Below are 13,396 nucleotides of genomic sequence, written 5' to 3'. Positions count from 1 at the left end.
CAACAACGGAACCGCCATGACGCTAGCCCGAGCCATCGGCAAATCGGCTGCATGGATCGTCGGTATCGTCGCGGTGCTCATCGCGGCGGCCGGCGTCTTTCTCTTTATCTTCGACTGGAACCGCGCGAAGCCGTGGGTCAACGAGCAGGTCACGGCCGCGCTCGGCCGCCCGTTCGCGATCAACGGCGACCTGAAGGTGGGCTGGCGTCGCCCCGACGGCGAAACCGGCTGGCGCGCCTGGGTGCCCTGGCCGAGCTTCACGGCCACGCAGCTCGAGATCGGCAACCCCGACTGGGCGAAGATGCCCAAGTTCGTCACGCTCGATGCCGCGCACTTCGATCTCGCGATCCTGCCGCTGCTCGCGCATGAAATCGTGATCCCGTCGATCGACGTCGTGAATCCGGCCGTCGACCTCGAGCGGCTCGCCGACGGCCGCAACACGTGGACCTTCCAGTTCAAGCAATCGTCGCAGCCGTCGCCGTGGAAGGTGCGGCTCGACAGCTTCGGCTTCGCGAAGGGCACCGTCACGTATCGCGACGCGATCACGAAGGCCGACCTGACCGTCGCGATCGATACGCTCGGGCAGCCGATTCCGCTCGGCGACGTGCTGAAGGAGCAGGAGCAGACATCGCGCGCGGCATCGGCGCAGCGGGTCGGCAAGCATGGCGCCGCGCAGTTGAGCGCGAAGGCCAACGCGGAGGCCGCGTCGAGTGCTTCCGCCGCGCAGGCTGCGAGTGCGGCGTCGGCCACCGGTGCTTCGGCCGGGGCTGCCGTAGTGTCGGCTTCGGCTGCTTCGTCCACCGCTTCGGCATCGGCTGCTGCTGCCGCGTCTGGTGCAAGCGGCGCAAGCAGCGTCGCAGTGCCCGCGAAGCCGGCCGGCCCGACCTATGCGTTCGGGCTGAAGGTCGACGGCCGCTACAAGAACGTGCCGATCAGCGGCACCGGCAAGCTGGGCGGCGTGCTCGCGATCCAGGACGCGTCGCGGCCGTTCCCGTTGCAGGCCGACGTGAAGGCCGGCGACACGCGGCTCGCGATCGTCGGCACGCTGACCGACCCGATGCATCTCGCGGCCATCGACCTGCGACTGTGGCTGCAGGGCACGTCGATGTCGCACCTTTACCAGCTGACCGGCATCACGCTGCCCGATACGCCGCCTTACGCGACCGAAGGGCGACTGATCGGCAACTTCAGGCGCAAGGCCAGCACGTTCCGTTACGAGCACTTCAACGGCCGCGTCGGCGGCAGCGATCTCGGCGGCACGCTGGTCTACGAGCAGCGCGAGCCGCGGCCGAAGCTGTCGGGCGAGCTCGTGTCGAACCTGCTGCAGTTCTCCGACCTCGCGCCGGTGATCGGCGCGGATACGGCCGCGAGCAAGGCCAAGCGCGGCGACACGACGAAGCAGCCGTCGGGCCGCGTGCTGCCGGTCGAGACGTTCCGCACCGACCGCTGGCGTGCGCTCGACGCGGACGTCAAGTTCACCGGCCGCAAGCTGATCAAGAGTTCGGACCTGCCGATCACCAACCTGTACACGCACATCGTGATGACGGACGGCGTGCTGTCGCTCGAGCCGCTGCAGTTCGGCGTCGCGGGCGGCACGCTCACCACGACCGCGCATCTCGACGGCAGCGGTGCGCCGCTGAAGGGCCGCTTCACCGTGGCGGCGCGGCACCTGAAGCTCAAGCAGTTGTTCCCCGCGCAGAAGGTCATGCAGTCGGCGCTCGGCGAGATCAACGGCGATGCGTCGCTGTCGGCGACCGGCAACTCGCCGGCCGCGCTGGCCGCGACGTCGACCGGCGAGGTGAAGGCGCTCGTGACCGACGGCCGCATCAGCCGCCTGCTGATGGAAGCGGCGGGGCTGAACGTCGCGAACGTCGTCTACGAGAAGCTGTTCGGCAACAACGACGTGAAGATCAATTGCGCGGCGATCGACTTCGTCGCGACCAACGGCATTCTCGACCCGAAGGTGTTCGCGCTCGATACGGACGACGCGCTGATCAACGTCGACGGCCCGATCAGCCTGCGCGACGAAACGCTGAACCTGAAGATCCATCCGCACACGAAGGGCTTCCGGATCTTCTCGCTGCGCTCGCCGCTGTACGCGAAGGGCACGTTCAAGAACCCGAACGTCGGCGTCGATGCAGGCGCGCTCGCGCTGCGCGCCGGCGCGATGGTCGGCCTCGGGCTGATCAACCCGTTCGCGGCCCTGATTCCGCTGATCGCGCCGAGCAACAATCGCGACGTGCCGTGTTCGGAGCTGTTCGGTCAGATGAACGCGAAGGCGGCCCAGCGGGCAGCGGCGAAGGCCGGCAAGTGACGCGCGTGCGCGTCAGCGGCCCGCGCGCACCCAGAGCAGCACGGCATCGACTTCCCGGCCGTCGATCCGTACCGGGGCGGCCGTGCCGAGCTGCAGGCGATCGCCGTCGAGCCTGACGGCGCGCTGCTGGACGTTGCCGAGCCAGTTCGGGAACAGGCTGACGTCCATTTCGTGGGTCAGCGTGCCGTCGTCGGCGACCTGAAAGGGGCCGGAATACGCGATGTAGCCGCCGGCGGCCGCCGCGCGCTCGTCGGCGGTGCCGCCCTGCAGGTCGCCGTCCGCGTAGCGCGGCCGGCCGGCGGCCATCAGCTGCGCGGACATGTAGCCGTCCGGCGTGTACAGGATCCAGCCGCGCGCGTCGCGGCCGAGCGGATAGGTGACCGCGCTGCCGTCGCGCGGGCGGACTTCGTAGGATACGAGGCGCCATGCGCCGACGAGTTGTTCGCGAAGCTGGCTGGCAAGCATGCGGGATTCCGGTAAGGCGGCGGTGGGGCGCGTGCCGCCGTGTTGGCGGGCCGTCGGGCGGCAGGCCGGGGGGGCCGGAAATGCGCTGCCGGAACGGCGTGGTCGGCAGTTTCTCCGACACCTGCTAAAATACACGGTTTTCCGTCGATTTATCCTTTAACGGGACCTGCCGTGCTTTCTACTGCCAACATCACGATGCAATTCGGGCCGAAGCCCTTGTTCGAGAATATCTCGGTCAAATTCGGCGAGGGCAACCGCTATGGTCTGATCGGCGCGAACGGCTGTGGCAAGTCGACGTTCATGAAGATCCTCGGCGGCGACCTCGAGCCGAGCGCCGGCAACGTCGCGCTGGAGCCGAACGTGCGTCTCGGCAAGCTGCGCCAGGACCAGTTCGCGTACGAAGACGTGCGCGTGCTCGACGTCGTGATGATGGGCCACACCGAAATGTGGGCCGCCATGACCGAGCGTGACGCGATCTACGCGAACCCGGAAGCCACCGACGACGACTACATGCACGCCGCCGAACTCGAAGGCAAGTTCGCCGAATACGGCGGCTACGACGCCGAGGCGCGCGCGGGTGCGCTGCTGCTCGGCATCGGCATCGAGGAGAAATTCCACAACGGCACGATGAGCGAGGTCGCGCCGGGCTGGAAGCTGCGCGTGCTGCTCGCGCAGGCGCTGTTCTCGAAGCCGGACGTGCTGCTGCTCGACGAACCGACCAACAACCTCGACATCAACTCGATTCGTTGGCTCGAGCAAACGCTCAACGAGTACAACTCGACGATGATCATCATCTCGCACGATCGTCACTTCCTGAACTCGGTGTGCACGCACATGGCCGACATGGACTTCGGCACGCTGAAGGTCTGGCCGGGCAACTACGACGACTACATGCTCGCGTCGGCACAGGCGCGCGAGCGCCAGGCCGCGGCGAACACGCGTGCGAAGGAACGTGTCGCGGAACTGCAGGACTTCGTGCGCCGCTTCTCGGCGAACAAGTCGAAGGCCCGTCAGGCGACCAGCCGTGCGAAGCAGATCGACAAGATCAAGATCGAGGAATTCAAGCCGTCGTCGCGCCAGAACCCGTTCATCCGTTTCGAGTTCGAGAAGAAGCTGCACAACGTCGCGGTGGTCGCCGAAGAGATCACGAAGAAGTACGAGCGCACCATCTTCCAGAACTTCAACCTGTCGGTTCAGCCGGGCGAGCGGATCGCGATCATCGGCGAGAACGGCGCGGGCAAGACGACGCTGCTGCGTTCGCTGCTCGGCGCGCTCACGCTCGATCATGGCACGGTGAAGTGGTCCGAGAACGCGAACGTCGGCTACATGCCGCAGGACACGTACGAGGAGTTCCCGAACGACATCACGCTGATGGACTGGATCGACCAGTACCGCAAGGACGGCGACGACGAAACGATGGTGCGCGGCACGCTGGGCCGCCTGCTGTTCACGTCGGACGACATCAAGAAGTCGGTGAAGGTGCTGTCGGGTGGCGAGAAGGGCCGCATGATCTGGGGCAAGCTGATGCTCGGCCGCCACAACGTGCTGCTGATGGACGAGCCGACCAACCACATGGACATGGAATCGATCGAGTCGCTGCAGATCGCGCTCGAGCAGTTCGAAGGCACGCTGATCTTCGTTTCGCACGACCGTGAGTTCGTGAGCGGGCTGGCGAACCGGATCATCGAAGTGCGTACGGACGGCACGCTGTTCGACTTTGGTGGCAATTACGAGGAGTTCCTGACGAGTCAGGGGCAGGAGTAAGTGTCCTGACGCTTCCGTCCGTGTGTTGCGGTCTGGCGGTGGTACGAAGCCGGAGCGTATAGCAGCGCGAAGCCGCGAGAAGCGCATCGGGCCCGCATCGACCGTGTTGTCGATGCGGGCTTTTTCATTTCCGTGCCGGTGAAGCGCGGGGGTGTCGCACATTCCCGTTTCCCCCCGTCAATCGACTTCGGGTAAATTACGCTCCGGATACCACCCTCAATTCCGACCCGGAGCCCCCCTCGATGCAGGACCATCGTCTCCCGCTCGATCTGTCCGGCCTTGCGCCAAGCCTCTATGCACAGGGCACCGAGGAAGGCATCCTGTCGCGCCTGATGGAGCGGATCGCGCCGACCAACCGCTTCTGCGTCGACATCGGCGCGAGCGACGGGCTGCGCAACAGCAACACCGCGCGGTTGCTGCGCGAACGGGATTGGGCCGGCGTGCTGGTGGAAGGGAGTGCGTACCGCTTCGGCAAGCTGGCCGCCCACTACGCAGGTGTAGACCGCGTTCGCTTGCATCACGACCGCGTTCAGCCCGACACGATCGACACGTTGCTCGCCGATGCGAATACGCCAACCGACTTCGACCTGCTGTCGATCGACATCGACGGCAACGACTACTGGGTCTGGCGCGGCCTGCAAGCGTTCCAGCCGCGTATCGTCGTGATCGAATACAACCCGTACTACACGCCGCCCGAGCGCTGGGTCATGTGCTTCAACCCGGACCACGAATGGGACGGCTCGACCTATTACGGTGCGAGCCTCGAATCGCTCGTTCATCTCGGCAGGCAGAAGGGTTATGAACTCGTCTGCTGCGATGACATGGGCAACAACGCGTTCTTCGTGCGGCAGGACCTGTATCCGCTGCTCGGCATCGCGAACAACGATCCTTCGGTGCTGTTCCGCCCGGCGATGTACAAGGTGCGCTACGTCGGTCACAACACGTTCCTGAGCGGCCATCCGTATCGATACGGGCCGGCCGAGCACATCTGAATGGACTCGCTCGCCGCGACCATCGACGAGATCCGCGCGGCCTATGCGCTCGGCCGCAACGGGCCGCCGCGCCAGGTCGGCGAACGCGTGTGGCACCTGCCGACCGATGACGGTGGCGTAGCGGTCAAGCTCTACGCGCTCGAACACCATGCGCGTGCGACCAAGGAGGCCGCCGTGCTCGCGCACTTCGAGACGCATCGCGATGCGCGTTTCCATGTGCAGGCGCTGAAACGCACGGCGTCCGGCGAGCCGCTGTGGACGGGGCAAGGCTCGCACGCGATGCTGACGCGCTGGGAAGCCGGGCAGTTCAGAACCTACGACACGTTTTCGCCGGCCGAATGGGATGCGCTCGGCGCGAGCCTGGCCGCGTTGCATCTGAGCCTCGAGCAACTCCATGTGCCGCAGCTCGACACGCTCCGCGCACGCCTGACCGCGATCGACGCGGACGCGGTGCGCCGCAGCCTGCATGACGCACTCGATCGCGCACGCGCGAACCACGCCGCCGACAACCTGCGCCGCTACGTCGATCTCGCGCTGCGCATGCTCGACCGCTACTATCCGGGCAGCATCGACGCGTTTCCCGCCGACGATCCGCAGCACCCGATCCACAACGACTACAACCAGTTCAACTATCTGTTCACGGGCATGCTGCCGCCGCTCATCCTCGACTGGGAAGCGTCGATCGGCGCGCCGCGCGAATACGAGCTGGTGCGTTGCCTGAATCATCTGCCGCTGGAGGCGCCGCATCGGGCGGAAGCGTTCGTGCTGGCTTATCGGCGGACGCGGCCGGTCGATCCCGCGCGCCTTGCGTGGGCGGTCGATGCCGCGTGCCTGCAGCACGCGCTCAAGTTCTGGATCGTGCAAGGCTGGCTCGACGATCCGTCGCGCTTCGCATCGCATCTGAACGGCGCGGTGACGATGGCCGCCGCGATGGTGGATGCGCGCGACCGTCTGGTCGATTTCTTTTCCCGTTGTGTGGAAACAGGACGCTGAAGTGAATGCGAATTTGAACCGGATGTCGAAGCCGACGCCGCCCACCGAGCGGCAGCATGTGTTTCCGCCGCCGCTGGATCGCGATTACCGCGTCGAAGACGGGCGCGTGCTGACGCGCTCGCTGGAAGCGCACATCGTCGATCACTGCAACCTGACCTGCGCGGAATGCTGCTCGCTGTCGCCGCTGCTGCCCGAGTGGTATGCCAGCCCCGAATCGATCGAAGCCGATCTGCGCCGCGCGGCGAAGGTGCTGCGCCCGCGTATGTTCAAGCTGGTCGGCGGCGAGCCGTTGCTGCATCCGGCGCTCGTCGAACTCGTCCAGCGCGTGCGCGCCACGGGCATCGCGCCCGTGATCTCCGTCACGACGAACGGCCTGAAGCTCGGCGAGATGAGCGACGCGTTCTGGCAGGCGGTGGACGCACTGACGATCTCGCGCTATCCGAAGCCGTCGCTGGCGCCCGATCTGGTCGCGCACATCGAGCGCCAGGCCGCGCGCTTCGACGTGCGCCTGAACTGGAAGGTGCAGGACGTGTTCACGACGATGAACCGCGCGCAGCCCGGTACCGATCGCGACGAAGCACGGCGCCTTTATCACGATTGCTGGATCCGCGAGCGCTGTCATATGATTCGCGACGGCATGTTCTACACGTGCACGCGCCCCGCGCATTTCCATACGCTCTACCAGGGCGAGAAGGATTTTCAGTCCGACGGCCTGCCGCTGCGCGACGACGCCGGCATGCTCGACGCGATGCTCGCCTATCTGCAACGCGAGGCGCCGCTCGAAGCGTGCCTGCATTGCCAGGGCGGCAGTGCGCCGGTGGCGCCGCATCGCATCCTCAAACGCATTGAAGTGGACGCCTTGAAGGCGCGTTATCCATGATCGTCGGCACGCGCGACCTGTTCGGTTTCGACCGGCTTCACTACCATCCGCGCAGCGGTGCGACGGCATCCGGCATCCGGGACGTCCTGCGCGCGTCGAGGCAACCGGCCGGCGAACCGGACGCAGCGGCCATCGCGGGCTACCTGAGCGGCGAGCGGCTGGTCGGCCGCACCGTATTGCGCGACGTGCGCGCGGTGCCGCCCGGCCATGCGCTGGTCCATTCGCCGCAAGGGCTGACGGTACAGCCGGCACCGGGGCAGTCGCAGCACGCCGATCTGGAAACCGTGCTGCGCGCATCGCTGCAGCGCGCGCTCGACAGCGGCAAGCGCGTTGCGCTGGCGCTGAGCGGCGGGCTCGATTCGGCGCTGCTGCTCGCGTTGCTGCGCGAACTCGGCGCGCAGCGGCACGTGACGTCCTACGTTCTCGTGACCGACATGCCGGACTATTGCGAGCGCGATGCCGCACTCGAGCTGGCCGCGCAGATGCAGGCGAACGTGAAGATCGTGCGCGCGAACGAGGCCGATTTCGTCGCGGCGCTACCGAGAACGACGCATGCGGTCGAGGAGCCGATGTTCAACCTGCACCCGGTCGCGAAGCTGCTGCTCGCCGAGGCGATGGCCGCGGACGGCGTTGAGGTGGCCATCACCGGCGACGGCGCGGACCAGGTGCTGCGACGCGACCAGTCGGCCAACTATCTGCCGCTGTGCCATGCATTGTTCGACGCGGCGTCGGTCGACCTGCATCCGCCGTTCGTCGACGCGGCCGTCGTCGCGCATCTGACGAGCATCGCGCCCGACCCGGGCAAGCAATGCCTGCGTGACCTCGGCGCGCGCCTGAACCTGCCGGACCGTCTCGTGCATGGCCCGAAGCGCGGGCGGCTCGCTCCGGCGATGGATCTCGCGACGCTGCTCGACCGCGACCGCACGCACGCGCTGGCGGACACGCTCGGCCTGGCCGCCCCCACGCTGCAGGCGGATACCGAACGCGTGCTGTGGACGACGCTTTCCCTGCTTCTCGATCATTTCGATTCCCTCGATGCCGCGCATCGCCCAACCTGAGCCGCTCATGAAACGCATCCTGTTCTGCGTGGTGCCCGAAAAGGGGCACGTCAATCCGTGTATCGGCCCCGCCCAGCATCTGCGTACTGCCGGCTGCGACGTCGCGTTCTATGCGCCGGCCGATATCAGCGCACAGCTCGACGGTGCCGGCGGCTTCGAATTCGTCGGGCCGCGCGAGACGCCCGAGCGCCACGACCTGTCGCGCGGCGCGAGCTTCGCCGCGAACATCCGCGACGCGGCTTGGCTACGGCACTGGATCCGCACGCTGCTGATCGATCTCGCGCCCGCGCAGGTGGACGGCATCCGCACGGTGCTGCGCGACTGGCGGCCCGACGTGGTCGTGATCGATCCGCTGCTCTATGCGGCGGCGATTGCCGCTGAACTGGAAGGGCTGCCGTGGGTCTCGATGTCGAATTCGCTGAATCCGGTGCTGCCGGACGATCTCGATTCGGAACTGTTGCGCACGGTGCGCTGGCTCACGCCGGAACGCACGCGGCTGTTCGCGCGCTACGGGCTCGATGCGCGCTTTCGCGGATGCGACATCCTTTCGCCGCACCTGACGCTCGCGTTCACGACCGACGCGCTGGTCGGCGCGCCGCCGCCGGGTGTCGAGCTGGTCGGCCCGGCAATGCCGTCCGGCCCGCGCGGCGACGAGACGCCGTTTCCTTGGGATCGCCTCGAAGCGGATCGTCCGTTGGTCTACATGTCGCTCGGCAGCCAGCTTTACTACCATCCCGACGTGTTTGCCAAGGTCATCGAGGCGACGCGCGCGACGTCGGCGCAACTGGTGCTGTCGGTGGGCGAGCTGGTCGATTCGGATCTGCTGCCCGCCGACGACGAGCGCGTGATTGCGGTGCGCTACGTGCCGCAACTGGCGCTGTTGCAGCGCACGCACGCGTTCGTCAGTCACGGCGGCGCGAATTCGGTGATGGAGTCGCTTGCGAGCGGCGTGCCGATGCTGCTGTCGCCGTTCTGCAACGACCAGTTCCATTCGGCGCACTTCGTCGAGCGGGCCGGCGCGGGGTGCGTGCTGGATCTGCAGCAGGCCGGCGTGGCGGACATCGCCGCTGCGCTCGAACGCCTGTTGCGGCCCGGGACGTTGCGCGAGCAGGCGGCGCGGATCCGCGCGAGCTACGCGTCGCGCGACGGTTCGGCCGAGGCGGCGCGCCTGATCAGCGCACTCGCTTCAGGAAGCCGCCGGGCGACAGCGTCATGAGGACGCGGTCCTCGATGTCGTAATCGACCTCGAAGCGCTTGTCGCGAGCGAGGAATTCGTGCGCGGCGGTGGCCGGGTTGTTGCCTTTGCCGTACGGCTTGCCGTCGAACATCGACGCGGGCAGGTACTCCATGATCGTATCCATCACGATCGCGTAGCTGCCGGGCGTCACGAGCGGCGCATAGCATTCGAGCTCGCGCAGCACGTGCGCGTGGGTGTGCGTGAGATCGAGGATCACCATCACGCGCGCGCCGTCATCGATCTGCGCACGCACCGAGGCGAGCGTGTCGGCCGCGCATGATTCGCCTTCGATCAGCGTCATCCGATGGGCGAGCCGGTGCGATTGCAGGCGCTGCCTGACCTCGTCGCGCAGGCGCGGCTCGATCGCGACGACGCGGCCGCTGTCGCCCGCCAGTTCCAGCATCGACGCGGAGAATACGACGCCGCCGCCCGCCGCGATCCCGGTCTGCACGATGCAGTCGGGACGCTCGCGCCAGATCAGCTCCTGGAGCGCGAGCATGTCGCCGGGCAGGTGGAAGAAGCGCTCGCCGAGCCAGCGCGTCTGGAACAGATGGTCGAATTCGGCGGCGCGCGTCAGCCATTCGATATTGATGTCCCGCATGCGGGCCGAGGGACGCTCTGACATGGTCAATGCAACGAGTAGGAGTGACGTGAAAACGCTGGAACCGTGGCTTCACCGGTACTGGAACATCGGGCCGGCGCACCTGCACGCGCTGGCGTCGGGCCATACTAACAAAACGTATCTCGTCGAGTGCGATGCGGGGCGCGCGGTGCTGCGCGTGTCGTGGTCCGGCAAGGCGGTCGAGCAGGTGCAATGCGAGGCGGCGATGCTCGGCCATCTCGGCCGCTCGCGTACGGCGCCGACGCTGCCTGCGCTGCCGACGCTGCGGCCGACCGTGGACGCCCAGTCCGGTGTGCAACTGCCTGATGGAAGCTGGCTGCATCTGTTCGAGCATATCGACGGCCGCCCCGGTCTGCCGGACGATGTGGGGGCAGCCACGAGCGACGCGATGCGTGCACTCGCGCATCTGCATGCGGCGATGGCGGCGGTACCCGTGACCGAATCGGCGCCGCTGGCCTGGCTGTCTGCGCGCCACGCACGTGTAGCGGCGCGCGCTGCGCCGTCGTTGCCGGGTGACTTGAGCGGCCACTACGAGACGATGATTCACCGGATCGGCGCACATCTCGACGCTGCTGCCCGCTGGCTGACGGGGGCGGTGCAGTGGCTGCATGGCGACTATCACGCGGGCAACCTGCTGTACGTGGGGCACACGGTGAACGGCGTGCTCGATTTCGACGATGTCGGGCAGGGCGCGCAGTGGCTCGAAGCCGCCTTTGCGCTGTTCGCGCTGTCGCGCGATGCGGGCAGGGACGATCGCTTCGTATTCGATGCGCAGCGCTGGGACGCCGGCCTGCGAGCCTATGCCGCGACGCGGCGCGATGACGTGCCGGACTGGCTGCACGACCGCCGCGATGCGCTGATGGCCTTGTTCTGCGCGGACCAGACGCTGATCCATCTCGAAGCTGCCCAGCGCGGCCTGTGGACACCGGGGCCGGGTATCGGTTTTCTCGGCGGCTGGTGGCAGTTGCTGGATGGTGCGGCGCCGGGACGTTAACCGGCTGCTTTTTCAGCGCGGCCGATTCAGGAACAGGCGCACCGCTTCGACCGTATGGGGCCGCGCCTCGCCGTGCCGCGATCCGTCGTGCATGCAGAACAGCACGTCACGTTGCCGTGCCGCGCTGGCGTCGGCGTGCGCGCACATCGCGTCGAACAGCGCCTGCGGCGACGGCGCGGGCCGCTGCCAGTCGTCCAGTATCGCGGTCCAGCCCGTGTGTTCGCGCCGCAGCCGTGCCAGCACGCCGGCGCGACTGTCCTCCGGCATCAGGCCGTAAGGCAGGCGCAATGGAATCGTGGCCGGCGCCGGAACGCCGGCTCGGCGATAGGCCTCGCGGATCAGCGCGTCGGTTGCGTCGATTTCGTCGATCAGTGCATCGTCCGCCAGCGCGCCGGGCTTCGCGTGCGAATGGGTGTGATTGCCGAGTGGGTGGCCCTCGCTCACCATTCTTGCCGCGACATCGAGTGCGTCTTCGAGATTCTGGCCGAGCAGGAAGAAGGTCGCCTGGCATGACGCAGCGCGCAGGACATCGAGCAAGGGGCGTGTCGAGGGGCCGGGCCCGTCGTCGAAACTGAGGCGAATGGACATTGCGGGTGGGGGCGCCGTTCAACGTGTATCGGAGCAACGATAGCGCAAGTCGCGGCGAGCGGCGGCCGGCGCTTTCATCGGTCGGCTGCTGGAGCGGCTCGATCGCCAGCGGACAGGTGCCGATCCGACGCAACTGCGTGCCGGTCCACTCGTAGAAGAACCGGGCGGCCTTCGCGCTGTTGTCGTCGCATTCGTCGTTGAAGCAACCCGCGACGATCAGCAGCCTGCTGCCGGGGCGGAAATCGACGCGCTCCTCGTCGTTGCCCATCACGCCTGCGATGGCCTGCACGCCGGGCATCGTGTACGTCGCGCCCGTGTACTTGTCGACGATCGCGAAATTCCGGCAATCCGTTCCGCAACCCCAGATCGCGACCCGGTAGTGGCCGGCAAAATTGGCCGGTTGCGTGAATTCGTCGCGAATGACCGTGCGGTAGAGGCGGGTTTCTCTCGTGGTCAGGCGGGGTGCCGCAGCCGGCTTGCGTGGCGCGCTCGCCGCGAGTGCCGGATAGCGGTCGAACGAAGGCGACGGGCATGCGGCGGCGGCCTTGGCCGTCGCCGCGCGGGCGGTGCCGGAACCGCAAAGCAGCGCGGCCGACGCGCCGGCGATCAGCAGAAGTCGATGGGCAAGCATCACGCGAGCATCCTTCAGGTTCGGGATGGGGATCGGGCCGGAGGGTCCGAACGGCCGGCCCGACGATTCTATGACGCTTGACGCGCGCCGGCGACCCGGCGCAGCGATCGCGATCCTGCGTCAAGCCGACGTTCCGCACACGGCCCGCCGTCAAGCTTTGTCAAATTGCGGCGATATCACGATGCCTGACGTTTCAGGCCGCCTTCGAAGGCTGTCATGCACGGTTCGATTGAGTATCCTTGGATTCGATTCGCGGTACTCATGCCATCACAACCGGGAGGCTTCACATGAATGCACGTCTATACCGCGCGACCGTTGCCGGCGCGCTGATCGGATTGCTCGCGCCGTTTTCGGTGGCGCATGCGCAGCTGGGCGATGTCCTGAAGCAGGTCGGCGGCGGTGGCGACTCAGGCGGCAGCGCGGGCGGTGCGCTCGGCAATCTCGGTGGCCTCGGCGGTGCATTGACGGGCGGGGGCGGTGCGTCGCTGACGCCGGGCAGCACGGGCAACGTCGCCGGCCTGCTGCAGTTCTGCATCCAGAACAACTATCTCGGCGGGGCGTCCGGCGGTGCGTCGTCGGTGAACGACGCGCTGATCGGCAAGCTCGGCGGCAACGCATCGTCCGACAGCGGCTATACCAGCGGCGCGAGCGGGGTGCTCGATGCCGGCAACGGCAGCAAGCTCGACCTGAGCGGCGGCGGCCTGAAGCAGCAGGTGACCAAGCAGATCTGCGACAAGGTGCTGACGCAGGCGAAGTCGCTGCTGTAAGCGACTCGTCGCGCGGCGGCGCAGGGGGCGGTGCGATGCGTACCGCTTCCGCAGGCCATGCCGGCCGCCCCGCGCACATCATCGAGGAGAA

At 67.2% G+C, this 13,396-nt stretch carries 12 protein-coding genes and 1 pseudogene; 9 read left to right on the top strand and 4 right to left on the bottom strand.

The features are described from left to right. The first annotated feature begins 16 nt into the window (after nt 1-16). Nucleotides 17-2,314 (top strand): AsmA family protein, encoded by a 2,298-nt coding sequence (locus CFB47_RS10590; RefSeq protein ID WP_089461142.1) that lies wholly within the window; start codon nt 17-19, stop codon nt 2,312-2,314. A 12-nt stretch (nt 2,315-2,326) separates the two neighbouring features. On the opposite strand, the gene CFB47_RS10585 is transcribed toward CFB47_RS10590, so the two are convergent. Next, nucleotides 2,327-2,779 carry a lipocalin-like domain-containing protein gene (locus tag CFB47_RS10585; RefSeq protein WP_089461141.1) on the bottom strand — a complete coding sequence of 151 codons (453 nt, stop codon included), beginning with the start codon at nt 2,777-2,779 and terminating at the stop codon, nt 2,327-2,329. Between the two features lie 171 nt (nt 2,780-2,950). Here CFB47_RS10585 and CFB47_RS10580 point away from each other — a divergent pair, with 171 nt between their 5' ends. The 6 genes from CFB47_RS10580 (at nt 2,951) to CFB47_RS10555 (ending at nt 9,682) form a co-directional block, all read left to right on the top strand. After that, nucleotides 2,951-4,543, top strand: coding sequence for an ABC-F family ATPase (locus CFB47_RS10580; RefSeq protein WP_089440201.1), 1,593 nt, complete (start codon nt 2,951-2,953; stop codon nt 4,541-4,543). 242 nt (nt 4,544-4,785) lie between these two features. Then, nucleotides 4,786-5,535 carry an FkbM family methyltransferase gene (locus CFB47_RS10575; protein WP_089461140.1) on the top strand — a complete coding sequence of 250 codons (750 nt, stop codon included), beginning with the start codon at nt 4,786-4,788 and terminating at the stop codon, nt 5,533-5,535. Continuing rightward, on the top strand, nt 5,536-6,528 hold the full coding sequence (locus CFB47_RS10570) for a phosphotransferase enzyme family protein (protein WP_089461139.1): 993 nt from the start codon (nt 5,536-5,538) through the stop codon (nt 6,526-6,528). 22 nt (nt 6,529-6,550) lie between these two features. Continuing rightward, complete coding sequence (locus CFB47_RS10565) at nt 6,551-7,408, top strand: 4Fe-4S cluster-binding domain-containing protein (protein WP_089440408.1); 858 nt, start codon at nt 6,551-6,553, stop codon at nt 7,406-7,408. Next, nucleotides 7,405-8,466, top strand: coding sequence for an asparagine synthase-related protein (locus tag CFB47_RS10560; protein ID WP_089461138.1), 1,062 nt, complete (start codon nt 7,405-7,407; stop codon nt 8,464-8,466). Before CFB47_RS10565 ends, CFB47_RS10560 begins: the two co-directional genes overlap by 4 nt. Before the next feature lie 7 nt (nt 8,467-8,473). Continuing rightward, a complete protein-coding gene (locus CFB47_RS10555) occupies nt 8,474-9,682 on the top strand; it encodes a glycosyltransferase (protein WP_089461411.1) in 1,209 nt (402 codons plus the stop codon). Here the strand turns inward: CFB47_RS10555 and CFB47_RS10550 are convergent. Continuing rightward, the gene (locus tag CFB47_RS10550; RefSeq protein WP_089461137.1) at nt 9,639-10,328 is read right to left on the bottom strand and encodes a cephalosporin hydroxylase family protein; all 690 of its coding nucleotides are present in this window, start codon (nt 10,326-10,328) and stop codon (nt 9,639-9,641) included. The two genes, CFB47_RS10555 and CFB47_RS10550, sit on opposite strands and share 44 nt — an antisense overlap. Nucleotides 10,329-10,353: 25 nt before the next feature. Between CFB47_RS10550 and CFB47_RS10545 the strand changes: the two genes are divergently transcribed. Further along, entirely contained in the window at nt 10,354-11,319 is a 966-nt protein-coding gene (locus CFB47_RS10545; RefSeq protein ID WP_089461136.1) for a phosphotransferase, read from the top strand. Between the two features lie 12 nt (nt 11,320-11,331). Here the strand turns inward: CFB47_RS10545 and CFB47_RS10540 are convergent, their stop codons facing one another. Both CFB47_RS10540 and CFB47_RS41720 read right to left on the bottom strand, forming a co-directional pair. Then, nucleotides 11,332-11,907, bottom strand: a complete 576-nt coding sequence (locus CFB47_RS10540) for a polysaccharide deacetylase family protein (protein WP_089461135.1) — start codon at nt 11,905-11,907, stop codon at nt 11,332-11,334. A gap of 88 nt (nt 11,908-11,995) precedes the next feature. Further along, nucleotides 11,996-12,541: pseudogene (locus CFB47_RS41720) on the bottom strand (hypothetical protein); the annotation flags it as partial. Nucleotides 12,542-12,825: 284 nt separating this feature from the next. Here CFB47_RS41720 and CFB47_RS10530 point away from each other — a divergent pair. After that, the gene (locus tag CFB47_RS10530; protein WP_089461134.1) at nt 12,826-13,305 is read left to right on the top strand and encodes a DUF2501 domain-containing protein; all 480 of its coding nucleotides are present in this window, start codon (nt 12,826-12,828) and stop codon (nt 13,303-13,305) included. Nucleotides 13,306-13,396: the final 91 nt, after the last annotated feature.

The sequence above is a fragment of the Burkholderia sp. AU27893 genome (genome assembly GCF_002223205.1).
Classification (GTDB): Bacteria; Pseudomonadota; Gammaproteobacteria; order Burkholderiales; family Burkholderiaceae; genus Burkholderia.
This window is presented reverse-complemented; position numbering and strand designations above follow the sequence as displayed.

Coding starts and splice junctions, on each gene's coding strand:
- CFB47_RS10530 (WP_089461134.1), top strand. CDS start 12,826: ATGAATGCACGTCTATACCGCGCGACCGTTGCCGGCGCGCTGATCGGA.
- CFB47_RS10570 (WP_089461139.1), top strand. CDS start 5,536: ATGGACTCGCTCGCCGCGACCATCGACGAGATCCGCGCGGCCTATGCG.
- CFB47_RS10560 (WP_089461138.1), top strand. CDS start 7,405: ATGATCGTCGGCACGCGCGACCTGTTCGGTTTCGACCGGCTTCACTAC.
- CFB47_RS10555 (WP_089461411.1), top strand. CDS start 8,474: ATGAAACGCATCCTGTTCTGCGTGGTGCCCGAAAAGGGGCACGTCAAT.
- CFB47_RS10590 (WP_089461142.1), top strand. CDS start 17: ATGACGCTAGCCCGAGCCATCGGCAAATCGGCTGCATGGATCGTCGGT.
- CFB47_RS10540 (WP_089461135.1), bottom strand. CDS start 11,907: ATGTCCATTCGCCTCAGTTTCGACGACGGGCCCGGCCCCTCGACACGC.
- CFB47_RS10550 (WP_089461137.1), bottom strand. CDS start 10,328: ATGTCAGAGCGTCCCTCGGCCCGCATGCGGGACATCAATATCGAATGG.
- CFB47_RS10565 (WP_089440408.1), top strand. CDS start 6,551: ATGTCGAAGCCGACGCCGCCCACCGAGCGGCAGCATGTGTTTCCGCCG.
- CFB47_RS10585 (WP_089461141.1), bottom strand. CDS start 2,779: ATGCTTGCCAGCCAGCTTCGCGAACAACTCGTCGGCGCATGGCGCCTC.
- CFB47_RS10575 (WP_089461140.1), top strand. CDS start 4,786: ATGCAGGACCATCGTCTCCCGCTCGATCTGTCCGGCCTTGCGCCAAGC.